Raw genomic sequence first — 22,528 nt, forward strand, 5'->3', positions numbered from 1 at the left:
TCGGCAAGTTCACGCCCTACAATGGAAAAACAATTCAACGCGCCCCGCAGTGGGGGCGGGTGTCCGAGGAACTCCGCGAGGCCGTCACGGTGGTCTCCCAGGTTCTCCCGTTCCGTACCAATCAGTACGTGCTGGATGAGCTCATCAACTGGGACAGCATCCCGGACGACCCCATCTTCCGGCTGAACTTCCCCCACCGGGCAATGCTGGACGACGCCGACTACGCCACCCTGCGGGATGTCATCGCTGCCGGCGACAAAGGGCAGATCGCGCTTCACGTGGGGAGGCTCCGTGAGCAGATGAACCCCCACCCTGCCGGCCAGCAAACCCACAACATACCCGAGTTGGACGGCGGGGAAGTCTCGGGGATCCAGCACAAGTACTCCCAGACAGTGCTGTTCTTCCCCAAAGCCGGGCAGTCCTGCCATGCCTACTGTACGTTCTGCTTCCGCTGGCCGCAGTTCGTCGGCGACGACGAGCTCGCCTTCGCCGCCAAGGATGCCCAGGGTCTGACCGCCTACCTCGCCCGTCACCGGGAGGTCACCGACGTCCTGATCACCGGCGGCGACCCGCTGATCATGCGGACAAACACTCTGGCCCGCTATATCGAACCACTCCTGACGCCGGAGTTCGAGCACATCCAGAACATCCGGATCGGCACCAAATCGGTCGCCTACTGGCCCCAGAGGTTCGTCACCGACCGGGATGCCGACGAACTCATGCGGCTGTTCGAGCGGGTCGTCACCGCTGGTAAGCACCTGGCAATCATGGGGCACTACAACCACCCCGCCGAGCTGCGCCCCGACATCGCACAGACCGCCCTGAAGCGGATCATCGCCACAGGCGCGAACACGCGCCTACAGTCGCCGGTGCTCAGGCACATCAACGACAACGCCGAGGCGTGGCGGGAGCTGTGGACGACCGGGGTGCGGCTGGGCGCCATCCCCTACTACATGTTCGTCGAACGCGATACCGGCGCCCGCTCCTACTTCGAGATTCCCCTGGTGAGGGCGTACGAGATCTTCCGCGACGCATACCAGCGGGTCTCCGGCCTTGCCCGTACCGTGCGCGGCCCCTCGATGAGCGCGTTTCCGGGCAAGGTTCTCATCGACGGCACCCCCACCATCCGTGGCGAGAAGGTGTTCGCCCTTCAGCTCCTTCAGGGGCGCAACGCGGACTGGGCCCGCCGACCGTTCTACGCCGCGTACGATCCGAACGCGACCTGGTTCGACCAGCTCATCCCGGCGTTCGGGGCGGAGAAGTTCTTCTTTGAGGACGAACTTCCGCCCCCGGCGCCCGAGGCTCGTGAACTGACGGTGGTGGGCGCATGAGTCGGCCGCCAACCCACGAACTCCTCGCGCTCAGGTTCGGGACTCAGACGGGGCGACTCGCGCGGGAGAACTTCCTGTTCGCCGACGACCGCTGCGCCACCGACACTCCGGCTGGGTTCGACTTCTACATCTGGGTCATCCGAGGTCAGGATCAGGTGATTGTCGTCGATACCGGGTTTGCCGCCCACACGGGTGCGCGGCGTGGCCGCGAGCAACTTCATCACCCCGTCGAGGCCCTCGCCGGTCTTGGCATCGACCTCACCGACGTGTCGCATCTGCTGATCACGCACATGCACTGGGACCATGCCGGTCACCTCGCCGCCTTCCCCACAGCTCGCGTTCATCTCCAAGAGCGGGAGCTCGCGTTCTGCACCGGCCGCGCCATGCGCCATGCCGCACCCCGCCGCCCCTTCGAGGCGGAGGATGTGAACGCGGTGATTCGGCTGCTGTTCGACGAGCGCCTCACCCTGCACCAGGGCCCAGCGACGATTGTGCCCGGCGTCGAGGTGCACCCGGCCCCTGGGCATACCCCCGGCCTTCAAGTAGTGCGCGTTCACACGAAGCGTGGCTGGGTGGTGTTGGCGAGCGATTCGTCGCACCTGTGGGCCAACATCCGTCGCCGGGCCCCGTTCCCGATCCTCGACCACCTCGCCTCCATGGTCGAGGCGTACGAGACCGTCGAAGCTCTGGCGGACGGCGTCGACCACATCATCCCCGGTCATGATCCTCAGGTCGCCACCCGCTTCCCCCGGGTAGAGGACGCCCCCCGCTGGGTGCAGTTGCACGAGGAGCCCATAGCCCCGTACACCGACCCGGCGGAGCTGAAGCTGAGCGAGCGGGTGATCTCGTGAGGGCTGTTCAGGTCACGATTGTCGGGATGGGGCCGCGCGGCCTCGGCATCCTCCAGCACATCGCCCAGCGAGCCCATCAGCTCCCCGAGGGCGTTGAGCTGGACGTCCACCTTGTCGACCCCGGCGACACCGGGCAAGGGGCACACTCCAACCGGCAGCCCGAGTATCTGCTCACCAACACGCTCGCCAGCCAGCTCACCATGTTCCCCGACGGTAGCGGCCAGTCGTTCACCGATTGGGCCCGGCAGGTTGGCTACCGCCGCTTCGCAGGTGGCTACTACCGCACTGGCGAGGCATGTGGGGAGCCGATCGGGCCACACGACTACCTGCCGCGCAACTTGCTCGGCGAGTATCTCTCCTTCGCGTCCGACCACACCATCAGCTCGCTGCCCGCGAGCGTGCGAGTGGTGCACCACCGGGCCCGCGCCATCGACATGGAGCCGCTCTCCCCGCCCGGCAGGTACGTGGTGCGGACCGAGGACAGCTACGAGATTCCCTCCGATTTCCTGTTCCTCGCCACCGGGCACTGCCAGCGCACTCCCACCGACGAGGATCTTCGGTTCGAGAATTTCGTCCGCGAACACCAGGGCCGCAACGACCGCCTCGCCTACCTGGCGGACTGCTACCCGGTCGACAAGCTCGGGCGCATCGCTCCCGGGGCCACGGTGGCCGTGCAGGGTTTCGGGCTGACCGCCCACGACGTCATCGCTCACCTCACCATCGGTCGGGGCGGACGTTTCGAGGGCGACGGCCACGGCATGCGCTACATACCGTCCGGGCGCGAGCCGAGCATGCTGCTGTTCTCCCGTCAGTGCCTGCCCGCCGCCGCACGCGGCATCAACCAGAAAGGCATCGCCGGCGCCTACCAGCCGCACTTCTTGACCCCCGAGGCCATACGCGGTTTGCGTGAGCACGCGGAGCGGGAGCGCGGCAGCACGCAGGTCGACTTCGAGGCGGAAGCCGTGCCGCTACTACTTCGAGAGATGGGCTACGTTTACCGCTCCACGCTGGAGCAACGTCATATCCGGCCCGACCAGTACGAATTCACGGCGGCCGATCAGGCCGCTGTCGACGCCATCGTCGACCCGCTGGCTGGTAAGAGCTTCAGGGATCTGGACGCCTTCCGCGCCTTCTTCACGGCGTTCGTCACCGAGGACCTGGAGCACGCCGAGGAAGGCAACCGGACGAGCCCTGTCAAAGCTGCCACGGACGCCATCCGGGACGTGCGCGCCAGCCTGCGCGAGGCCGTCGAATTCTCCGGCCTGACACCGGATTCGCATCGGGTGTTCAACACCCGCTGGGTGCCGCTCATGAACAGGATCGCGTTCGGGCCACCGCGCCGCCGTAACTACGAACTTCTTGCCCTGATGAACGCTGGTGTGGTCGATCTGGCTGGAGGACCGGGCTGCCGTATCGTCCCCGACCCTGAGACCTCCCGGTTCACCGTTGAAACCGAGTTCACCAACGGCCCGACCATCCGACACGCCGACGCCTTGGTGGCGGCGCGCCTGGACTTGTTCCACCCCGAGGCGGACAGTTCCCCGCTGACCGCCCGCCTGTTGGCACGCGGCCTGATCCGCCCCTATGGCAACGGCTCCTACGAGCCGGGCGGTGTGGACATCACACCCAGTGGCCGCGTCATCGCCAAGACCGGGACGCCGCTCACAGGTGTATGGGCTCTCGGATACCCCGTCGAAGGGCCGCGGTACTACACGTACTACCTGCCCAGGGACGGGCAGAAGTCGCGGTTCACGGACGAGGCGAACGCCGCCGTGTGCGACATGTGGCAGCAACTCACGACCGTCGAGGAGGATGATTCCCGTGCCGATCGGCAGCGGCAGCCAGTTTCCATACCCTGACTTCAAAAAACGCTACGACATCCCGCTGCCCGAGCCAGTGGTGTGGCGGTGGGCGGACACCTCCGGCCGACTCGGCGACACAGAGCACCCCGAACGCGGCACGCTCGCCCTGTCTCTGCCGAACGGCAGCGCCGAAATCATCCGTGATGTCGCCGTCGCCTACCAGGTCATCTCCGCTGGGAAGAACACCACCCCGCACGCGCATACCTGGTACCACCTGTTCGTCGTGCAAGCCGGCACCGGCACTGTCACCTTCCACGACACGAGCGAGACCACCGATCTGAACCCCGGGGACCTTCTGCTCGTCCCGGCCTGGTCGCTGCACCACTTCAACAACCCCACCAGCCAGAATCTCGTCCTGCTGAACCTGATGAACATCCCGCTGTTGGCCCAGCTGGGGAACCTGGCCTCCAGGCAATCGGAGCCCGGCGCGTGACCGCGCGAGAGGTCGACGAGGCGGCGCCCGCCGAGACGGCTGCCCACTCAGCGGGCCCGTACAAGTGGGTCGTGCTTGCCGTCGCCGTTACCGCGCTGACCTCTGGCTCGATCGTCTACTCCGGCGTCAGCGTCTTGCTGCCGTTCTGGAAGGACACCTACCACCTGTCCGCTGCCACCGCTGCTCTCGCGGCCACGGCGATCCAGGCTGGGCCGATCACCTCGATGCTCATCATCGGGCGGGCCATCGACCGCTACGGAGAGCGCTGGGTCGTCTCTCTTACGATGATCGCCATGGGCATCACGGCGTTCATCGCCGCGGCCGCGGGTCGCAATTACCCTGTGCTGCTGCTGTTCATCCTGGTGATGGGCGCCTTCTACGGATCTATTCTGCCTGGCGGGCAGCGGGCCATCACCCGCTGGTTCGAACCCGGCCTACGAGGTATGGCCACCGGCATACGCCAAGCCGGTCTGCCGATCGGCGCCTCCATCGCCGGCGCAATACTGCCCGCCGTCGCCCTGCACCGCAGCTGGACCGCAGCCATGATCGTCCAGGGAGTGGCCGGCATTCTCGGGGGCGTGGTCTTCGCCACCTTCCACCGCAAGGCGGGTGACGCCACTACGAGTGCGCGAAAGACACCGGTAAACCTGCGCCGCTTGATCCTCGGCCTCGTACGCGACAGAGCCGTCCGCTCGCTTCTCATCGCCGGACTCGCTTTGGCCGCGTTCCAGTACGTGTTCTCCGTGCAGATCTTGATCTTCCTCAACGATCACCTGCGCATCCCGATTGTCACGGCGGGCTTCATGTACTCGGTGGCCCAGGCTGCCGGGATCGCCGGCCGGATCGGTCTCGCCTGGATCAGTGACCGTCTCTGGCCCGGCATGCGGATGCGCTCTTTGAAGTGGCTTCTCGCCTTCTCCGCGATCCCGATCGCTGCGCTCAGTGTGTTGACCCCCGGCTCGCCCCGCGTGCTTGCATACGCGCTCTGCACGCTGCTGGGCCTGCTCAGCGTCGGCTGGTACCCGCTCTACCTCGTACAGGTCACCGACGTCGCCCCCCAGCACGCGGTCGCCTCCACAATCAGCTTCGCGATCACCCTGAACCAGATCATCGCCGCCGCCCTGCCACCGCTGTTCGGCGTGCTCGTCGGCGCCACCGGCTACACGGTCGGCTGGCTCTTCCTGGTGGTCATTCTGGTCCTGACGGCTGCCCAACTGCACCGCACTCAGGCCGCCCCAAACCCCATCGCATCGCAGACCTCCTGAAGGGACACGCTCGTGCTCAAGCGCATTGACCATATCGGTGTCGTCGTCAACGACCTGTTCCGCGCAAAGAAATTCCTCGAAAGCCTCGGTCTCACCCTCGAGTTCGAACGCGAGGTGCCCGAACGGCATGTCAAAGCCGCGTTCTACCGGGTGGGTGACGGGGCCCGTATCGAGCTCATCGAACCCACCACCGGCGAGGCCCGCCAGCGCCGTCTCGGCGACGGCAACCAGGCTCGCATCGAGCACATCGCCGTCGAGGTCGACGACAGCATCACCAAGATCATGCAGACTCTTCGTGGCATCGGCGTCGAATTCGTCGCTCCTCAGCCCGTGGCGATCGACGGCAACCTCAATGCCTTTTCCCGGCCCGACACCTCGGAGGGGATTCAGTTTCAGCTCCTCGAGCGCGCCGCCGCGACGGCCTAACCTGCGCGTTTCACCTGCCGCAGTGTCCAGATCTTGATCCGAAAAGCGAAGGCGCCTTCTGAACTGGGACGACAGGGCTTGGTCGCGGGCGGTATCACCTGGCGCGCGACGCCCGCCGACTTCCCCGCGTGGCACCGCATCTACACCCGGTGCATCCTGGCGATGAAATCCGGATCGGTGGACGCCTTCCAGGTGGTTGTGGCCTGCCAGGAGACCGTGCCGTCGCGCAGAATACGCCGCAGGGTATCCCGGCTGATCGTCGCAACCACGTGCCGCTCGACCAGATGGGCTGCGAGTTAGGCCAGGCTCCAGGTGGAGAAGGCGACGATCTTCCAGTCCACGGGGGACGTCCGGGCGATCAGGCGGATGTGCTCATGTACCCGCTCACTGATCGCCTTCGGGCGTCCCCCGCTCCATTTCAGGTCCAGCGCGGTAAACCCCCGCTCGTTGAAGGCGTGGATGAATCGCGGACGTAGTCCTCGCCGACCTGCATCAGCGAGGTGATGTCCCTGACTGTCTGGCCCTGGGCGGACATCAGCACACGATCGCCCGCCGCGGCCGGACGGGGTCCTTCGCGGTCCTGCTGATCCGCTGCGGCCGACGCCCCTCGTCCATACTGACGGGCGTTCCGACTCGATTGGCCTCCCGGCTGTGTTGATCTTCGAGATCGACAGGGAAGGCGTGCCAGCGTTCAAGTACCAGGTGCTCGGCGGACTGTCGGCCACCCCGAAGGCGGCACGCGTACCGATCCCGATCGATCTGCGCGCCGACTGGGCCGGAGCACTGACCAACGCCGGCTTCGACACGGCCGCACCAAGCGTCTGGCTGGCCGAGGGATTGCTGTTCTACCTCTCCGCGGGTGACCTGGCGGCCAAGGGCTGGTCCACATCGATCCACACCCCCTTCGACTACACCCGCCAACACGGACGCGGCCCGCTGCCCACTGCCCACTGCCCGAACAGAACGACGCGCTGGCGGGCAACCGGTGGGTGTTCGCGAGCAAGACCCGGCCGTAGCGCTGCCGTCAGGCGGCGAAGCTCCTCGCGATCGCCGGTGTCGCGGGTGATCGCGAGGCCCGGTCACACGACCAGGCGCAGCCAGGCCGCCGCGAGTGCGGCGTGACCGGCCGGCGTCGGGTGTACGCCGTCCGCGGCCCAGTACTCCGGCCCGGTGGTCGCGGCGAGCTCGGCGAACATGCCGTCGGCGGCGAGCAGCTGCGCGCCGTACTTGCGGGCGAGGTCGCGCACGACCTGGATCTTCGGGTCCAGGTCGGTGCGCCATTCCATGCGCTCTTTCTCTCCGATGCGCACGACACCGGCACCGGCCTCGACGACGCCGTGGATCGGCAGGAGAAACGGCTCGATGAGGATCAGCTTCGTGCCCGCCTCGGCGAGGGGCGCGAGCAGGCGGTATAGCCCGCTTCGAACTCCTCCACGGGGATCACGTATCCCTTGGGGTCCAGCGTGTGCCAGCCCATGTCGTTGACCCCGACGAGGATCGACACCACGTCCGGGCGCGCGTCGAGTACGTCTATCTGCCAGCGAGCTTCGAGGTCCATTACCTTGTTGCCCCCGTTCCCGGTGTTCAGCCAGGTCACGGGCCGGTCCGGGTGCCGGAGTCCCCACTCGCCCGCGACGCGCAGCGGGTATCCGAACCCCAGACCGTCTTCGCTCTCCAGCCGTTGGCAGTCGGTGATCGAATCGCCGGTGAACATCACGGTGCTTCCCGGTCGGACAGTGATCGTCATGTGCGCTCCTTGAACTCGGGTGAGGAGAGGAAAACGGAGGAGAACGGTGACACTCCGGCGATATGGGTACCCGTCGGAACCTCTCGAAAGGTGCCGGACCCCACCGACATCGGACCGACAGCCCCCCATATGCCGCCGACATCACGGCTCCGCCGCCCGATCACCCCTGGCCAAAGCGCCGATCAGCCAGGAGGAGGCTTTGAGCCCCCTATGGGTCATGCTTGCGACCGCATCCCCGCAGGCCCCGGCAGGGCGTTGCGCCCGCCCGGAGTGCGCCACCGTCGGCCCTGGCCATGAACCTGCAGGGCGACACGTCATTGCTTGTCGACCAGTTCGTAGGGCGGCGTGCGGCCGCCGGGCGGAGCCGGGCGGTGGCATCTGATCCGCGCCACGGCCCCGCCGAATGCCCGTCAGGCGCTGACGACCTTCCGGAGTTTGCGTACGAGCTTGACGACGGCCCAGACGATGATGCCGCCCAGGAGGAGCAGGAACAGGATCGCCTGCCACAGGGGCATCTTCTTCTTTCCGGTGGACGAGTCGCCGTCGTTGCTGCTGGAGGAGTAGCCGCCGCGTTTCGACTTCTTGTTGCCGCCGACCTTGCTGACGCCACCACCGCCGCTGCCACCGCCTCGCTTCGACGACAGCGCGACGTACGAGACGGAGTCACGCGCCGGCGCCGCGTGGGCCGCGGTGGGTGCCACCCCGAGCAGGGCGCCGATCAGGAAGAGTGTGGTTGCCAAACGCATGAGAGATCCCCGTGATGGTGGGTCGGAATGTTATTCGCGCCAGGGCGCAGCGTTGCACCCTAGGGCATGGATCTGTGCTGTCGAAGCTTGGGCTCCGGCACGAGTTGTGTGAAGGGTTCAAGACGGTCTCAGGGACCTCGCTCCAGCGTTCCGAGTGGCGGACATACGCCTCCCGACCGTTGGTGAACTGTCGTAGTTGTCCGGAAGGGTGGATGTTGGGGCGGGCTCCCTGGCCGCACAGGAGGCGGCTATCACGTTCAAGTTGCCGCCGGGCCTGGAAGAACGCGGGTAGCTGCGGACCAGGATCCAACGGAGTGCCTGGCCGCGCTGCACGAACGGGAGGACGAGGACGTCCGGTCCGGTGTCTATGCGGCCTTCGACGGTGCATCGGAGCTGCTGAACACCCTGCCGGCGGCCTCGTGGGCGCTGGTGACGTCGAACTATGAGCACCGGGTACGCGGGCGATTTGCCCGGACGGGCCTGCCACTCCCGCGCGTCATTGTCGACGCGGCCGCAGCAGAGGAGGGCAAACCGTCGCCGGTGCCCTACCTGTTGGCCGCCGAGCAGCTCGGTGCCAAACCCGAGGACTGCCTGGTCATTGAGGACGCCCCCGCCGGAGTCGAGGCAGGGCTGCGGTCTGGCATGACGGTGTGGGGGGTCAACGCCGCGGTTGCGGTGGGCGGCGTGCACCGTCACTTCGGGAGCCTGCGCGAAGGAGTCCCCGACATTCTCGTCCTTCGCCCGCTTGAAGGGATCGGCCGCAGTGGAATGATCACGGTGTGGCTGGTGTGATCACGACGACGATCGCCGACGGTGGCTACCCCGGTTCCGGCCTGGTGACCCAGCGTCCGAGCCGGCCAACTCGTTCGGCTTTCCACGTCGCTGCCGCCGCAGCCGCGCACAGGCCCGGACGGCCCCGCCGCGGAGACGGCATCACGAACGGGCCCTCAGCCCGTCCAGCGTGAGGTCGAGCAGTCGTTCGGCCCGTTCCCGGTGTTCGGGCTTGGCCGAGGTGACGGCGATGCCTTCGAGGGCGGCGCCCATATCGGTCGGGCTGATGTCGGTGCGGATCGCCCCGGCGGCTATGCACGCGTCCATCAGGGCGGTGATGGCAGCCTGGATCATGTCCCGACTGTGGCCGTAAGGGTTGCTTCCCGCGGCGGCGATGGCACGCAAGGCGTCGGCCATGCCGAATTTCGCGGTGACGTAGTCCAGGAAGAGGCGTGTCCAAGCGCGCAAGGCTTCGTAGGGTGGCCTCTCCTCGAGCAGATCGGGGACGGCGTCGCACAGCTGAGCCACCTCGTTGCGGTAGACCGCCTCGATCAGAGCCTCACGGGTGGCGAAGTTTCGGTACAGCGTCGCGCTGCCCACGCCCGCCTCCTTGGCGATGCGCTCCAGGTGCGTGTCCAGCCCCTCCTCGGCGAACACGCGCACCGCAGCCGCGAGAATCTTGTCTCTGTTACGCCGCGCGTCAGCTCGCAACGGGCGTTGTGCACTGTCGGCCATCAGCGGTCGCCATTCTCCTCCGGTCCCCTTCACTTGCTAAACGGAGGGCCGCCCACTTAGCCTCTCGTCACGTAAGTGGGGGCGCCCCCAATTTCACTGTAGGCCATGGTCCGACCTGTACACATCCCCCTTGGAAGGACGTTGACCATGTCAGGTGTCGAAGGCAAGGTCGTAGCGATCACAGGTGCCAGCAGCGGCATCGGAGCGGCGACGGCGATCTATCTCGCCGAGAAGGGCGCCCGGCTCGTGCTCGGGGCCCGACGGGAAGACCGGTTGCAGGCGGTAGTGGACCAGATTACGGCGCAGGGCGGCTCGGCCGTCGGGACGGTCATCGACGTGACGCGCCGCGAGGACCTCGAGCGCCTGACGGACACGGCGGTCGACCGGTTCGGCCGGCTCGATGTCCTGGTCTCCAACGCCGGCACAATGGCGGTGTCACCGTTTGACGAGCTACGCCAGGACGACTGGGACGCGATGGTCGCGACACACATCACCGGCCTGCTGAACGGTATCGGGGCGGCACTTCCCGTCTTCAGGCGGCAGCGCTCCGGCCAGTTCGTCAACATCGCCTCGACGGCGGCCTACGTCGTGAAATCCCCGCAGGCCGTCTACGCGGCCACCAAGACGGCGGTGAAGGTGCTGACCGAGGGACTGCGACAGGAGTCGGGACCCCACCTGCGGGTCACCCTGGTCTCGCCCGGGTTCACCAACACCGAGGGCGTGGGCAAGGGTGCGAGTCCCGAGGCAGCGGCGGCGGCAGCCCGACAGCGCGACGAGATGGCCATCCCACCGTCCGCCATCGCGTCCGCGATCGGTTACGCGATCGAGCAGCCCGCCGGCGTCGACATCAGCGAGGTGGTCGTACGGCCCACCGTGCAAGCCTGACGACCAACGCTTCCGACCGGGCGGGCCGACAGGGAAGACGCTGGAGTTTCACGCAGCAAGCGTCTGTGCCGCCGCCACCGCGGGCAGGGGTGCCACCGGGATGCGTACCGGCGCGACCGGGTCATAGGCGGGCCAGACGCGGTACGTGGTCTTGCCCGGGTCCACGAGGGGATCACCGAGGGCGATCCGCCCCTGGGAGTACAGCCTGTCGCATACGGGGGTGGGCAGAGCGACGTAGCAGCCTCCCCTGTGGGCGACGTGGTCGTACGGCTGCCAGTAGCCGTACCGGCGTCGTCCACGTGCATGCACGGTGAGAAACACCGGAGTACGGGAGTCGGACATGACGCGGAGAACGCCGGCGTCGGCAGCAGCCTCGAACGGGACATCGGAACGGGAGCGGGACTGGTAGAGGACGGGGGACATCAACGCTGCCTTCCGAGGGCCGGGACTCACGATCAGCTACCCCAATTAAAGCAGCTATTCGATCTTGATTACAGAACTTCCGCTGGAGCAAAGGGACTTGAGCGGGGACGGAGAGGGAACTTGAGCACCCCCGCGATGCTCGCTCCCGCCGTGCCCGCGCATCGTCGCCGCCTCACCGGCCGAATGGTGTCAGCTACCAGTGGACCGGACGGTGCCCATGACCTTCTCGATCTCGGCGGCTGTCAGCGCGTTCGGAACCCCTTGGTCCGCGTAGATCACCCAGCCGTGCATGGTGCCGTCGGGGAGCTTCTGCGCGATGCTGTGCACGATCGCCTTCGACGGGACGCATGAGCTCGGCCGGTTGGTGACGGTGACCTGGGCGGTGGCGGTGTAGCCGTCGATATTCCCCTGCTTCCATGGCTTGGCCTCGCTGACCTTGATCTTGGGCTTGTGGTCCGCACCCCCGTACGCGGCGAAGCCCCAGTTTCCTGCCCAGTTACGAGCGTTCTCCTGGAGGGTGCCGTCCTTGCCACCGCCTGTGGTGCCGACGGTGGCAAGCTGCCCCTTGCCCGCCTCACCGATGGCCTTGGGATTGGGACTCGAGGAGCAGCCGCCCTCACGGTAGCTGGCGGCCGCGGTCATGACGACGATCGGCTGGCCGTTCTTGTCCGTGTAGGAGAGGGCCGTGTTCTCATCGAAGACCCTCCACTTCTTGGCCTTGGCCGGCACGTCATAGCGGAAGTGGTGCTTCTGCGCGGTCTGCGTCTGCCATCCGGCGACCGACGGCTGGTCGCCCGAAGGGTTCGACGGGGCAGCGGACTGGGACGACCCCGCCGAGGGCGCCTTCGACTCCGCGGCGCTGGTGTCCTTGTCCGTGGCCTCGCCGGTGTCGTCGTTGCACCCGCTCAAAGCGACGGCCATGCCGATGCCGATGGCCGCGATCAGGGTCTTCTTCATTCGCCGGGACGATATACGGGTGGACTGCGGGTGCTGAGTGATGGGCTCGATGATCTTTGAGTGAGACATGATCGGCACTCTAAGCGAGCCGCGTTGCCGCCCGTCCCCCACGTGGGCGACCCACTGCGAGACGGATACCGGCTCGTGACACATCACATGAAGCTGATACGCGCGGCTCGGCTCGCGAAGTACCGCTCAGGTCATCGCTCGGCAGGCGCACTCGCTCGAGTACCGGTCAGCGGGGGCTGGTCGGGCGGTCGGGCAGCACGGCCGGGGAGCCTGCCAGGCGGTCCATCAGGCGGGCGGCGAGCAGCAGGACCTGGCGCTCGGTCTCATTGAGGTCGGCCAGGGCGATGTCGAGCCATGCGTCGCGCTGTGCCAGGTCGTGGGCGAGGGCCTCGCGGCCCGGCTGCGTGATCTCCAGCACCTGCTGCCGGCCATCGTGGGTGTCACGCGTACGGCTGATCAGGCCGTCGCGTTGGAGCTCGGCGAAGACCCGGGTCAGGGATTGCGGCTGCTGGCGATCGGCGGTGGCGAGGGCACCGGCCGACATGGGGCCGTTGCGCAGCAAGTGGCCGAGGATGCTGCACTTGTTGAGGCTGAGCCCTTCCGCGGGGCGCTCCGCGCTCAGCCTGCGGGCGAATCGGACGGCACCCTGCCGGATCTCGGCGGCCACTCGGCCATCCAGGCTCCCGCGCTCGTCGCTCTGCCCACGGTCCTCGTGTGCTGGTTGCTCTGACAGCATATTGCTAAGGTACCACTTACTAAATATCCAGAGGAGGGCTCAACCGAAGGCCCCGATCGCACGTATTCCATCGGCGATGATGCTACGTAATGCTTACGTTTTCGATGCCGCTGCGCCGGACACTGCACTTCGGCCCGAGGTGGATGCACCTGCGGGCAACCGCCATGACCATGGCGATACAGCGTGTCCTGGACCGGACCGACCGGCTGCTGGCGTGCGCCGTGCTGCCATGCGCGGCGGCCGGTGGAACGGAGCTCACCACGCTGATCCAGCGTCATCCCCAGGTGGGTGACGTGGCATTCGTCCTGGCCATGGCTGGGTCGATCTGGTTGCGGCGGTTCGGGCTCCGCGCCACACGGGTGGGCACTCTCGTCGTATTGGCCGCTGATCGCCGTCCTGGTCGTGCCCGGTGGCACCGAGGCCGTCGGCGGGCACGAGCGAACCGGGTGGGCGGCGGTGACGGCACTGGTCGCGGTCGCCTGGGGGACGCCGCTGATGTGGGTGGCGCAACGTATCGGTTTCGTTCGCAGGCCACCGGCGGCCGATGTGGTCACAGCGGCCGGGCCGGCGCGCGGCGGGATGCCGGCCGGCACTCGGATGGCGTTGCAGATGGCGGCCGCGTCGGCCGCGGCGTTCACCGCGGGCCGGATGCTGTGGCCGGACCACTGGGCCTGGGTGGTCCTCACGGCGTTCCTCGTCTGCAGCGGTGCGCGAAGCCGCGCGGATGCGCTGGTGAAGGGGGTGTGGCGAACGGTCGGCGCGTCGGTCGGGACGGTGGTGGCGGGGGCGGTCGCCGGATCGTTCGGACCCCGGTCGGACGCCGTGGTGGTGCTGATCTTCGCAGTGCTGACGGTGGCCACCTGGCTGCGGGAGTTGAGCTACGCGTACTGGGCGGGCTGCGTCACGGCTGTGCTGTCGCCGACGACCCGAGCCTGGGCCGGCGGCGCGAGGAGGTGGCGGCGCACGCGCTCGCCATACGCCGCGCCATCGGCCGCCGCCCGGCACCACACGGCGCCCCCGGACCGACTCCACTGGCGAAGGCCAGTCCACCGGGACCGGAAGCGGCCGTGGCCGTGGCCGTGGCCGTAGCCGTAGCCGTGCGGACTCTCGCCGCGATCGACGCCCAACTCGGCGTCCTCACAAGGTGTTCGGTCAGCCGCCGATCCCACCCGCGTCGAATCCGGCCGCGCCCACCCCTCGGTTCGAGAAGCGCATGAGCTGACCAGACGCAGTATTGATATCCCAAGTAGCACGTGGAGGTTGGATGAGTATGGACAGGTCCATTTACCGGGACGCGACCGAGCTGGCCGAGCTGATCAGGACACGACAGGTGTCGGCGGCCGAGGTGGTGCGGGCGCATCTGGACCGGATCGAGGAGGTCAACCCAGAGCTCAACGCGATGGTGACAGTGCTCGCCGAGCAGGCGCTCGCCGCGGCACACGCCGCTGATGAGTCGGTCGCGGCCGGTACCCCTCTCGGGCCCTTCCACGGTGTGCCGTTCACGGTCAAGGACGCACTGGACGTCGAGGGCGTCGTTACCACGCGTGGTTCCGTGCTGTTCCGCGACCATGTCGCGGCGGCGGACGCGACCGCGGTGGCGCGGCTTCGGGCAGCCGGTGCCATTCCGCTGGCCAAGACGAACCTGCCCGAGTTCTCCTACTGGACCGAAACCGACAACCTGCTCGTCGGCCGGTGCCGCAACCCCTGGGATGTCGAACGAACACCCGGCGGTTCCAGTGGCGGCGAGTCGGCCGCGATCGCCGCCGGGATGTCACCGCTCGGGCTGGGCAGCGATGTCGCCATCTCGGTGCGTGGCCCGGCGCATGACACGGGGATCGTCGCCCTGAAGGCAACCCGGGGACGAATTCCGATCACCGGACACTGGCCGGACGTTCCCCGTCGCTACTGGCACGTCGGCCCGATGGCACGCAGCGTGCGGGACATCGCGACCGCGCTGCGCCTTCTGTCCGGACCCGACGGCGCGGATGGTGAGGTGCGGCACTCACCGCCCCAGACCGACTCCCCGAAGGAGGTGGCCGGGCTGCGCGTCGGCTGGATGGCCGAGCCCGGATTCGGTCCCGTGGACGGTGAGGTGGCGGCCACGGTCTCGGCCGCGGCCGATGCGCTGCGCGAAGCCGGCTGCACCGTCGAACCCGCTCCCCTGGAAGCCCTGGAGGCGGTGGACGGGACCGAGCTGAGCGCCATCCTGTTCGCCGCGGAGACGGGACCGTACTTTCGGCGAGTGGCCGCCGGCCGCGAGTCCGAACTGCACACCGTCATGCAACACACGATCGACGCTCCGGAGGTGGCGCTGGACAACTACATCGCCGCGCAACAGCGAGTCGAGGCACTCAGTTCGCTGTTCGCCGGATACTTCGAGCGCTACGACGCGCTGCTGTGCCCCGTGTGCCCCGTACCGGCCCCGCCTCATGCGCAGCGGACGTTCCGTGTCGGGGAGCGGACGGTACCGGCGAGCGGCATCATGCGCGCCACCGTGCCGTTCAACCTCACCGGGCTGCCCGCGCTGTCGTTGCCATTCGGGGCCACCGGCGACCGGCTGCCGATCGGTGTCCAGCTCGTCTCCCGCTGGTTCGACGAGACGACCGTCCTGCGGCTGGGCGCGGCCCTCGAGTCGGTCAGCCCCGTCCGCCACCGCTCCCCCGACCTCGCCCGCCGCTGATCCCTCGGTCTCACTCCCGGCCGCTCGAGTCCCGCGAACGGATCGCCACGGCCGTCGGTATCGCGGTCGTCGACGGATCGTGGACGCCTCCGACACGATGAGTGCCAGCGGGTCGGCCCGAGCCATGCGCCCGGCCGACCCGTTGCCGACTGGTCACCAACCGCTGATGCGGTGCCAGACGGCCTGGACGGCGGGTGCGTCCGTCGCCGTCCGGCCACTGTCGATGGCGTGGTAGCCGCGGTGTTGGGCGGCTGTGGCGCAGGCGTGGTTGGGCAGGACGCGCAGACGGGTGCCGACTGGCAGGTCGGGCAGGGTGGCGCCGTCGCGGGCGGTGATGGTGCCGTGTTCCTGGCTCGCGGCGCTCATGACCAGGCCGGGGATCAGATGCCCCTCCAGGTCGGTGACCAGGCCGTACCCCTGGTCCTGCGGCTGGGCCGCGGTGCCGCGGTCGCGGGACATCGCCATCCAGCCACCGTCGGTGACGATCCAGCCGTACTCGGGACGATGCCCGATGACGGTGACGACGACCGACAGCGCGAGGTCGTCGACCTGGCACACTCCGAGACCGGCCATCACCAGGTCGAAGAAGACGTAGTTGCCCGCGCGCAGTTCGGTGACGCCGGTGAGGTCCTCGGCGGCGTGTGCGGTGGGCGTCGAGCCGACGCTGACGGTGGCCACCGGCAGCCCGGCGGCGCGCAGATTCTCGGCGGCGGCGACGGCGGTGTCGCGTTCGTTCTTCGCCGCCAGCCGCTGCTCCTCCGCGGAGTAGGCGAAGTAGGACTCGCCCGCGTGGGTCAGCACACCGTCCAGGCATCCGGCGTCGTGCAGCGTGCGAGCGATGTCGACGAGGGCGGGGGCATCGGTCTTGAGGCCGCCGCGGTGGCCGTCGCAGTCGATCGCGATCTGGGTGGGAATGCTGATGCCCTCCCGACGGGAGGCTTCCGCGACGAAGTCGGCCTGCTCGGTGCTGTCCAGCAGGACGCGGAGGGTGACGCCGCGGCGCAACAGGGCGATCACACGGGGGAGTTTGTGGGGGGCGATGCCGACGGCGTAGGTGATGTCGGTGTAGCCGCCGTCGGCGAACGCCTCGGCTTCGGCGAGCGTGGAGACGGTGACGGGGTGGGGCGCGCCGCCGTGCATAAGGGCGGCGACGTCAAGGCTCTTGGCCGTCTTGACGTGCGGCCGCAAGGCGACGCCGAGGTGGTCGGCCCTGGCCGCGAGGCGGTCGATGTTGCGCAGCGCCTTGTGTACGTCGACGACCGCGAAGGGGGTGTCGGGGTCGGCGAGCGTCCTGGTACTGGTGGACGGGGTGGTGGTGGTCATGGGGTGAGGTCCGTTTTCTCGAAGGTTGTTCGTCGCCCGGATCGCATGCACACCGTCGCCCTGGGGCATGGTCCGCGTCCCGCTCACATCATCGACTAAAATTCCACTTCTAGACAATAGCGCTAGATACTGTGTCCGGGCGGGCCGTACAGCAGAACGGCGGTCCGCCCGGGCACACGGGCACACGGGACGCACCCCTGTGGTGTGCGCTCAGGAGACGGGCGCGTGGTGGTAGTCCGCGGCGGCGAACGCCTTGCCCAGCTTGACGAGAGACTCCGGGGCATCCAGGCGTTCCATGACTGCCTCGATGAAGACGAGCCGGTCGCGGTTGCTCCTGGCCGTGTCGAGCGCGGCCGCGAGGGCGTCTTCGGTGTCCGCCTTGGCGGTGATGGCCAGGTTCCGGGGGTCGAATGCTTCGACCAGCCGGTCGTACCGCCAGGTGGCGATGTTGTTGTAGCTCGCGTCCGCACCGAGGATGCAGCGCTCGACCGTATAGCCGTCGTTGTTGACCAGGATGATGACGGGGGTGAGCCCCTTCCGCAGCACCGTGGACAGCTCCTGCGCCGTCAGTTGGAAGGAGCCGTCGCCGATCAGCAGGATGTGGCGGCGGTCGGGCGCCGCCAGCATGGTTCCCAGCAGCGCCGGAAGCGTGTAGCCGATCGACCCCCACAGCGGCTGGCCCACGAAGGTGCAGCCGTGCGGGAGCGGCAGTTCGGCACATCCGTAGTACGAGGTGCCCTGGTCGGCGATCACCACGTCGCCGGGCTCGAGGAACGCCTGGAGCTGCGGCCAGAAGCGCTCCTGGACCAGCCGGGCCGAGCGCACGGGCTCGTACGCCTGCCCCATGAGGCGGCGTTGAAAGAGCGACGTGATGTCGGCGGGTTTATGGGGGCCCTTACTGATCAGGGCCAGCAGCGCGTCCTTCATGGACACGTGGGCGTGCTGGGTCTCGCCCACGGCGACGGTGCTCGGATGCAGCGCGATGACCCGTGACGGGTCGATGTTCTGGGAGAATCCGCCGGTGACCGAGTCGGTGAACTGAGTGCCGACGGCCAGCAGGCAGTCCGCGTTCTCGATGGACTCCCGGACGTAGGTGTCGCTGAGTTTGCCCGCGTATCCGCCGATGAACTGGTCGTGATCCTCCGGGAAGACACCCTTGGCGTTGCTGAGACAGGCGACCGGGCAGCCGATCTTCTCGACGAGTTCCACCAGTTGGCCGGCGAGGTGGTAACGGTCGGCCTCGGGGCCGACCAGCACGGCCACCGACCGGGCCGCGCGCAGCGCATCCCGCGATTGGCCCGCGAACTTCTCCAGTCTGCGGGGGTCGCTGGAGGGTTCCAGTAGGGCCAGGGGCTCGGTCGGCGCCTCGACCGTCTCGTACGCGACGTCCGACGGCAGCATGATGTATACGGGGCGCTTGAGCAACCAGCAGAAGCGCAGTACCCGGTCGATCTCCGAAGCGGCGTTGTCGCGGGTCAGCATCGCCTGCGCGACCGTGTACTCACCGGCGCACTTCGCGGCACGGGTGAAGTCGCCGTCACCGGCCGTGTGGTGGACCTTCTGCTTGCCCTCCATGACGAACGTGGCGGGCGTCCCCACGATGGACACGACGGGCACCGACTCGGCGTACGCGCCGGCGACACCGTTGAGGGCACTCAGCTCGCCCACGCCGAAGGTGGTGACCAGCGCGGCGATCCCGTTCAACCGGCCGTAGCCGTCCGCGGCATAGGCGGCATTGAGCTCATTGCAATTCCCCACCCAGTCAAGGCCGTCCATCGCCTCGACCTGGTCCAGGAACTCCAGCTGATAGTCGCCGGGCACCCCGAAGACATGCCTGACCCCGACCTCCCGCAGACGACGCAGCAGGTAGTCACCGACCATGCACACGCCCATGACGCGACCTTTCTCGATGCTCTCGATTCCTGCCACGCCGGTCTGCCCGTGACGATGCTGTCACCGGTGGCTCCCCCGAGCCACCGGGCCCCGGGACGTGCCCCGCCGAACGGGTTACGGCCACCCGGGCGCGCAGCCCGCGGCGGGGCGAGCCGGGCGCGGGCCACCTCATGGCGGGGTGACACGAGGGGCTACCGCGGTCACCTGGGCGCCGGACAGCTCGTCGAGGAAGACGGTGCGCCGGCGCCAGCGGGCGGAGAACAGCCGTGGCTGGATGAACGCCTTCAGCCCCTCGGGTGGCGCCTCCCGCCGCGTCCGGTCGGCGTCGGTCACCTGGACCGGGCCACCGACCAGTGCCCGGCCGACCTCGCCCGCTTCCCGCTCCCGCCCGTTCTGCGCCGGCCAGTGAGGGCTCTCCGGAGCCATACGGCGCAGCCAGATGATGACCAGGGCCGGCACCGCCCCGAAACCCAGGATGATCCGCCACGAGTCGGCCTGTGGCCGCACTTCGAGGACCACCACCGCCACCACCGCACCCAGCAGGATGCCCGCCGCCTGGAGGCTGAACGCGGCCATCAGCCATCGGCCGCGGTTCTTGGAGGGCAGGATCTCCGCCATGTAGCTCGCGGCGATCGGGTAGTCCAGGCCCACCGCCACACCCAGCGCGAAGCGGAATGCCATCAGCGACCAGACGTCCCACGCGACCGCGCACAGCAGCCAGAACAGGACATGCAGGCGCGACATGCTCGCCGAGTCGAGCGCTTCGCCCAGCAGGCGGCCCTGGCCGGACAGGCTTGTCGGCGGCGTGGTCTTGGTGGTCATTGTCCTCACCATGCCGGGGGCGCCATAGGCATACGGGCGCCATCCTGCGGCAGACCGGGCGCCTCACGCGGGCGACGGGCGCAACGACGCCCCCGGCCGCCCGCGGACGGCCCAACCTGGGATGCCCGCCGACGCGGCCGGCCCGGAGGTGCCGTACGGGTTGCCGTCGGTGAACTTGGCAGGGGTCGGTGTAGCCGGGGGCGACGATGATGCCGCCGACTGGGAGCGACGGGAATGATTCGGCTCGCGATGTTGTATAACGTTCAACTACATCACCGGGTCGACACCCCCGGCCGCACGGACAGAAAGGACACCACCACCATGGCCTCCCTGCTCGACATCCGGCGCGCCAACGAGCGCTTCCACACCCGCGCCGGCTGGCTCGACTCCCACCACTCCTTCTCCTTCTCGCGCCACTGGGACCCCAAGAACACCCATTTCGGGCTTCTGCTGGTCTCCAACGACGACGTCGTCGCCCCCGGCACCGGCTTCGAGACCCACCCCCACCGGGACATGGAGATCATCACCTGGGTCCTCGACGGCGGCCTCGTCCACCAGGACTCCGAGGGGCACAACGGGGTGATCTACCCCGGCCTCGCCCAGCGGATGAGCGCCGGCACCGGCATCCTTCACAGCGAGAAGAACGACTCCTGGACCCTTACCGGCCGGCCCGAGCACGATGACCCCGTCCACTTCATCCAGATGTGGACCATCCCCGACGAGTCCGGTATCCGGCCCGGCTACGAGCAGCTCGACATCAACGATGAACTCGCTCTCGGCGGCTGGGCCACTCTCGCCTCCGGCATGCCCGAGCACAGCAACCACCGAGCGATCGGCATCCGGCAGAAGCACGCCGCCCTGCACGTGGCCCGCATCCGCCCCGCCGAGACCCTGGAGATCGTCACCGCTCCCTTCGTCCACCTTTTCGTCGCGCGCGGCAGCGCCGAGCTGGAGGGTGCCGGAACACTGGCCACCGGCGACGCGGTCCGTGTCACCGGCGCGGAGGGCCAGCGCGTCACCGGCGGCCCCGACGGCGCCGAGGTGCTCATGTGGGAGATGAACGCCGCCGTCTCCACGGCCTGAGCCCAGCTCCTCGGGCCTGAGCCCAGCTCGTCCCCCGGGTGGGAATCCCCGCGAGTCCCACCCGGGGAGGGCGCGGACTAGACGAGTTCGACGAGTCGCCACGAGCGGGCCGTCCGCTCTTGCCGAGGGTGTTGCGGGTGCGGCAGTGGAAGGCAAGGAGGGCGATGAGTGCGGCGGCGGTGAACCAGCCGGCCTGGATGGCGAGGTACTTCGGAAGCGGAGTGCTGGAGAACCCGGCACCGGTGGCAGCCTGCATCGCACCGTAGGAGGGCAGGTAGCGCACCACGCCGCCGTCGGAGCTGGAGCTGTAGAGGGGATTTTGCAGGGCGAGGTCGATCACGCTGGTCATCACGATGGCGAACATGCCCTCCACTTCACGGCGCAGCAGTGAGCCGAAGGCGACGCCCAGGGCGCCATAGGTGATGCCGGCGCAAAAGAGGGCGGCGGCGAGCAGGGCGGGCTGCTCGGGTGCCCAGAAGGTGCGGGTGAGGACGGTCGCGTAGGCGGCCACGGCGGCGGAGGCCAGCGTCAAGGAGGTGAGCTTGGCCAGGACGAGATGGGTGCGGGGGTAGCCGGCCAGGGCCAGTCGGCGGTCGAAGTGGCCGCCCGCGAAAGAGGCCGCGAACATCATGAAGCCGACGATCAGGGTGACGGCGTTGAGGGCGCCGGTGATCTCGGTGAGCTGGTTGCCGTGCGGGGTGAGCGGGTCACCGGTCGCACGCAGCCGGAAGCGGGTGGGGGTGCTGGGTACGGACCAGAACGCCAGCGCGGTCCACACGGGGATGAACAGGGCGATGAGGACCATGGCGAAGCGATTGCGCAGGTGCTCGATCAGCGCGTAGCGGGCCGCGGTCATGAAAAGGGCGCGGTTGCGGCGTACGGCTCGGGGAGGTGTCATGCGGTGGGCTCCGCGATCTGCCCGTGGAGACGGCCCCCGTCCAGGCGCCACAAGGTGTCGAGGCGTTCGGCGTCGTAGGCCAGGTGGGAGACCACGAGGACCGATCGGCCGTCCTCGCGCAGCCTTGTGGCCAGGTCCCAGAACCGCTGGTAGGTCTCCCAGTCGAAGCCCTGGTAGGGCTCGTCCAGCAGCAGTGTCCGCGGGTTGTGCATGAGGGCCAGGGTGAGGTTCAGTTTCTGCCGGGTTCCGCCGCTGAGGACTCCGGCCCGTTCGTCGGCGTACTCGCTGAACTGGAGTGCCTCCATGACCTCTTCGGCTCGCACCAGGTCACTCAGACCGTAGGCGACCTTGAAGTACTTCAGGTGCTGGCGGACGGTGAGCGCGTCGTTGAGGACGGCGGCCTGCGGGCAGTACCCGAAACCGCCGTAGTGGCGGACCGTGCCGCGGTCGGGAGCCAGTTCGCCTGACAGAATCCTCAGCAGGGTCGTCTTGCCCGCGCCGTTCTCCCCCACGATTCCGGCCAGTACACCGGGGCGCAGTCGCAGGTCGACACCGCCCAGCACCGCCCGCCGGCCATAGGCGTGGTACACGCCGGTCACCTCCATCGAGGGCCTCCTCCCCTTGGCGTTCCGCTATAACGAGCGGGCGGCGT

At 68.3% G+C, this 22,528-nt stretch carries 22 protein-coding genes and 2 pseudogenes; 12 read left to right on the top strand and 12 right to left on the bottom strand.

Going from position 1 to position 22,528, the window contains the following annotated elements; all coding sequences use genetic code 11:
• Positions 1 to 59 precede the first annotated feature (59 nt).
• From J5X86_RS11240 to J5X86_RS11270, 7 genes and pseudogenes are all read left to right on the top strand, one after another.
• On the top strand, positions 60 to 1,331 hold the full coding sequence (locus tag J5X86_RS11240; protein WP_208516604.1) for a KamA family radical SAM protein: 1,272 nt from the start codon (positions 60 to 62) through the stop codon (positions 1,329 to 1,331).
• Positions 1,328 to 2,182: an N-acyl homoserine lactonase family protein gene (locus J5X86_RS11245; protein ID WP_208516605.1), complete on the top strand. Its 855-nt coding sequence runs from the start codon at positions 1,328 to 1,330 to the stop codon at positions 2,180 to 2,182. Before J5X86_RS11240 ends, J5X86_RS11245 begins: the two co-directional genes overlap by 4 nt.
• Before the next feature lie 26 nt (positions 2,183 to 2,208).
• Positions 2,209 to 4,041, top strand: a complete 1,833-nt coding sequence (locus J5X86_RS11250) for an FAD/NAD(P)-binding protein (RefSeq protein WP_208516606.1) — start codon at positions 2,209 to 2,211, stop codon at positions 4,039 to 4,041.
• On the top strand, positions 4,004 to 4,477 hold the full coding sequence (locus J5X86_RS11255) for a cupin domain-containing protein (RefSeq protein WP_208516607.1): 474 nt from the start codon (positions 4,004 to 4,006) through the stop codon (positions 4,475 to 4,477). Before J5X86_RS11250 ends, J5X86_RS11255 begins: the two co-directional genes overlap by 38 nt.
• A complete protein-coding gene (locus tag J5X86_RS11260) occupies positions 4,474 to 5,742 on the top strand; it encodes an MFS transporter (protein ID WP_208516608.1) in 1,269 nt (422 codons plus the stop codon). Before J5X86_RS11255 ends, J5X86_RS11260 begins: the two co-directional genes overlap by 4 nt.
• 12 nt (positions 5,743 to 5,754) lie before the next feature.
• Complete coding sequence (locus J5X86_RS11265) at positions 5,755 to 6,168, top strand: VOC family protein (protein WP_208516609.1); 414 nt, start codon at positions 5,755 to 5,757, stop codon at positions 6,166 to 6,168.
• Positions 6,169 to 6,788: 620 nt separating this feature from the next.
• A pseudogene (locus J5X86_RS11270) lies at positions 6,789 to 7,184 on the top strand (SAM-dependent methyltransferase); the annotation flags it as partial.
• A gap of 63 nt (positions 7,185 to 7,247) precedes the next feature.
• Here J5X86_RS11270 and J5X86_RS50565 read toward each other — a convergent pair.
• The 3 genes from J5X86_RS50565 to J5X86_RS11280 all read right to left on the bottom strand — a co-directional run bounded on the left by J5X86_RS50565 (position 7,248) and on the right by J5X86_RS11280 (position 8,661).
• Positions 7,248 to 7,454: a hypothetical protein gene (locus J5X86_RS50565; protein ID WP_243980120.1), complete on the bottom strand. Its 207-nt coding sequence runs from the start codon at positions 7,452 to 7,454 to the stop codon at positions 7,248 to 7,250.
• Positions 7,455 to 7,537: 83 nt separating this feature from the next.
• Positions 7,538 to 7,915: a GDSL-type esterase/lipase family protein gene (locus J5X86_RS50570; RefSeq protein WP_243980121.1), complete on the bottom strand. Its 378-nt coding sequence runs from the start codon at positions 7,913 to 7,915 to the stop codon at positions 7,538 to 7,540.
• A gap of 410 nt (positions 7,916 to 8,325) precedes the next feature.
• Positions 8,326 to 8,661 carry a hypothetical protein gene (locus J5X86_RS11280; protein WP_208516610.1) on the bottom strand — a complete coding sequence of 112 codons (336 nt, stop codon included), beginning with the start codon at positions 8,659 to 8,661 and terminating at the stop codon, positions 8,326 to 8,328.
• Between the two features lie 285 nt (positions 8,662 to 8,946).
• Here J5X86_RS11280 and J5X86_RS11285 point away from each other — a divergent pair.
• A pseudogene (locus J5X86_RS11285) lies at positions 8,947 to 9,453 on the top strand (HAD family hydrolase); the annotation flags it as partial.
• 141 nt (positions 9,454 to 9,594) lie between these two features.
• On the opposite strand, the gene J5X86_RS11290 reads toward J5X86_RS11285, so the two are convergent.
• A complete protein-coding gene (locus J5X86_RS11290; protein ID WP_208516611.1) occupies positions 9,595 to 10,167 on the bottom strand; it encodes a TetR/AcrR family transcriptional regulator in 573 nt (190 codons plus the stop codon).
• 147 nt (positions 10,168 to 10,314) lie between these two features.
• Here J5X86_RS11290 and J5X86_RS11295 point away from each other — a divergent pair, with 147 nt between their 5' ends.
• The gene (locus J5X86_RS11295; RefSeq protein ID WP_208516612.1) at positions 10,315 to 11,052 is read left to right on the top strand and encodes an SDR family oxidoreductase; all 738 of its coding nucleotides are present in this window, start codon (positions 10,315 to 10,317) and stop codon (positions 11,050 to 11,052) included.
• A gap of 48 nt (positions 11,053 to 11,100) precedes the next feature.
• On the opposite strand, the gene J5X86_RS11300 is transcribed toward J5X86_RS11295, so the two are convergent.
• The 3 genes from J5X86_RS11300 to J5X86_RS11310 form a co-directional block, all read right to left on the bottom strand.
• Positions 11,101 to 11,475 carry a hypothetical protein gene (locus J5X86_RS11300; RefSeq protein ID WP_208516613.1) on the bottom strand — a complete coding sequence of 125 codons (375 nt, stop codon included), beginning with the start codon at positions 11,473 to 11,475 and terminating at the stop codon, positions 11,101 to 11,103.
• Between the two features lie 189 nt (positions 11,476 to 11,664).
• Positions 11,665 to 12,501: a hypothetical protein gene (locus J5X86_RS11305; protein ID WP_243980122.1), complete on the bottom strand. Its 837-nt coding sequence runs from the start codon at positions 12,499 to 12,501 to the stop codon at positions 11,665 to 11,667.
• A 166-nt stretch (positions 12,502 to 12,667) separates the two neighbouring features.
• Positions 12,668 to 13,177 (bottom strand): MarR family winged helix-turn-helix transcriptional regulator, encoded by a 510-nt coding sequence (locus J5X86_RS11310; protein WP_208516614.1) that lies wholly within the window; start codon positions 13,175 to 13,177, stop codon positions 12,668 to 12,670.
• Between the two features lie 402 nt (positions 13,178 to 13,579).
• Here J5X86_RS11310 and J5X86_RS50575 point away from each other — a divergent pair, with 402 nt between their 5' ends.
• Positions 13,580 to 14,266 (top strand): FUSC family protein, encoded by a 687-nt coding sequence (locus J5X86_RS50575; protein ID WP_208516615.1) that lies wholly within the window; start codon positions 13,580 to 13,582, stop codon positions 14,264 to 14,266.
• Between the two features lie 175 nt (positions 14,267 to 14,441).
• Positions 14,442 to 15,857: an amidase gene (locus tag J5X86_RS11320; protein ID WP_208516616.1), complete on the top strand. Its 1,416-nt coding sequence runs from the start codon at positions 14,442 to 14,444 to the stop codon at positions 15,855 to 15,857.
• Positions 15,858 to 16,010: 153 nt separating this feature from the next.
• On the opposite strand, the gene J5X86_RS11325 is transcribed toward J5X86_RS11320, so the two are convergent.
• The 3 genes from J5X86_RS11325 to J5X86_RS11335 all read right to left on the bottom strand — a co-directional run bounded on the left by J5X86_RS11325 (position 16,011) and on the right by J5X86_RS11335 (position 19,895).
• Positions 16,011 to 17,180, bottom strand: a complete 1,170-nt coding sequence (locus J5X86_RS11325; RefSeq protein WP_208516617.1) for a DSD1 family PLP-dependent enzyme — start codon at positions 17,178 to 17,180, stop codon at positions 16,011 to 16,013.
• Positions 17,181 to 17,390: 210 nt separating this feature from the next.
• Complete coding sequence (locus J5X86_RS11330; RefSeq protein ID WP_208516618.1) at positions 17,391 to 19,073, bottom strand: alpha-keto acid decarboxylase family protein; 1,683 nt, start codon at positions 19,071 to 19,073, stop codon at positions 17,391 to 17,393.
• Positions 19,074 to 19,241: 168 nt separating this feature from the next.
• Entirely contained in the window at positions 19,242 to 19,895 is a 654-nt protein-coding gene (locus tag J5X86_RS11335) for an MFS transporter (RefSeq protein ID WP_208516619.1), read from the bottom strand.
• 321 nt (positions 19,896 to 20,216) lie between these two features.
• Here J5X86_RS11335 and J5X86_RS11340 point away from each other — a divergent pair, with 321 nt between their 5' ends.
• Positions 20,217 to 20,978 carry a pirin-like bicupin family protein gene (locus J5X86_RS11340; protein WP_208516999.1) on the top strand — a complete coding sequence of 254 codons (762 nt, stop codon included), beginning with the start codon at positions 20,217 to 20,219 and terminating at the stop codon, positions 20,976 to 20,978.
• Here the strand turns inward: J5X86_RS11340 and J5X86_RS11345 are convergent.
• Entirely contained in the window at positions 20,941 to 21,876 is a 936-nt protein-coding gene (locus J5X86_RS11345) for an ABC transporter permease (protein ID WP_243980123.1), read from the bottom strand. The two genes, J5X86_RS11340 and J5X86_RS11345, sit on opposite strands and share 38 nt — an antisense overlap.
• The gene (locus J5X86_RS11350; RefSeq protein ID WP_208516620.1) at positions 21,873 to 22,481 is read right to left on the bottom strand and encodes an ABC transporter ATP-binding protein; all 609 of its coding nucleotides are present in this window, start codon (positions 22,479 to 22,481) and stop codon (positions 21,873 to 21,875) included. The genes J5X86_RS11345 and J5X86_RS11350 overlap by 4 nt, the downstream gene beginning before the upstream one ends.
• Between the last annotated feature and the right edge of the window lie 47 nt (positions 22,482 to 22,528).

This window comes from Streptomyces sp. NEAU-YJ-81, from assembly GCF_017592595.1.
In the GTDB taxonomy this organism is placed as follows: Bacteria; Actinomycetota; Actinomycetes; order Streptomycetales; family Streptomycetaceae; genus Streptomyces; species Streptomyces hygroscopicus_B.

Excerpts from the sequence above, each read along its gene's own strand:
- J5X86_RS11245 (WP_208516605.1), top strand. The coding sequence starts at position 1,328 with ATGAGTCGGCCGCCAACCCACGAACTCCTCGCGCTCAGGTTCGGGACT.
- J5X86_RS11250 (WP_208516606.1), top strand. The coding sequence starts at position 2,209 with ATGGGGCCGCGCGGCCTCGGCATCCTCCAGCACATCGCCCAGCGAGCC.
- J5X86_RS50565 (WP_243980120.1), bottom strand. The coding sequence starts at position 7,454 with ATGGAATGGCGCACCGACCTGGACCCGAAGATCCAGGTCGTGCGCGAC.
- J5X86_RS50570 (WP_243980121.1), bottom strand. The coding sequence starts at position 7,915 with ATGACGATCACTGTCCGACCGGGAAGCACCGTGATGTTCACCGGCGAT.
- J5X86_RS11280 (WP_208516610.1), bottom strand. The coding sequence starts at position 8,661 with ATGCGTTTGGCAACCACACTCTTCCTGATCGGCGCCCTGCTCGGGGTG.
- J5X86_RS11290 (WP_208516611.1), bottom strand. The coding sequence starts at position 10,167 with ATGGCCGACAGTGCACAACGCCCGTTGCGAGCTGACGCGCGGCGTAAC.
- J5X86_RS11295 (WP_208516612.1), top strand. The coding sequence starts at position 10,315 with ATGTCAGGTGTCGAAGGCAAGGTCGTAGCGATCACAGGTGCCAGCAGC.
- J5X86_RS11300 (WP_208516613.1), bottom strand. The coding sequence starts at position 11,475 with ATGTCCCCCGTCCTCTACCAGTCCCGCTCCCGTTCCGATGTCCCGTTC.
- J5X86_RS11305 (WP_243980122.1), bottom strand. The coding sequence starts at position 12,501 with ATGTCTCACTCAAAGATCATCGAGCCCATCACTCAGCACCCGCAGTCC.
- J5X86_RS11310 (WP_208516614.1), bottom strand. The coding sequence starts at position 13,177 with ATGCTGTCAGAGCAACCAGCACACGAGGACCGTGGGCAGAGCGACGAG.
- J5X86_RS11320 (WP_208516616.1), top strand. The coding sequence starts at position 14,442 with ATGAGTATGGACAGGTCCATTTACCGGGACGCGACCGAGCTGGCCGAG.
- J5X86_RS11325 (WP_208516617.1), bottom strand. The coding sequence starts at position 17,180 with ATGACCACCACCACCCCGTCCACCAGTACCAGGACGCTCGCCGACCCC.
- J5X86_RS11330 (WP_208516618.1), bottom strand. The coding sequence starts at position 19,073 with ATGGGCGTGTGCATGGTCGGTGACTACCTGCTGCGTCGTCTGCGGGAG.
- J5X86_RS11335 (WP_208516619.1), bottom strand. The coding sequence starts at position 19,895 with ATGACCACCAAGACCACGCCGCCGACAAGCCTGTCCGGCCAGGGCCGC.
- J5X86_RS11340 (WP_208516999.1), top strand. The coding sequence starts at position 20,217 with ATGGCCTCCCTGCTCGACATCCGGCGCGCCAACGAGCGCTTCCACACC.
- J5X86_RS11345 (WP_243980123.1), bottom strand. The coding sequence starts at position 21,876 with ATGACACCTCCCCGAGCCGTACGCCGCAACCGCGCCCTTTTCATGACC.
- J5X86_RS11350 (WP_208516620.1), bottom strand. The coding sequence starts at position 22,481 with ATGGAGGTGACCGGCGTGTACCACGCCTATGGCCGGCGGGCGGTGCTG.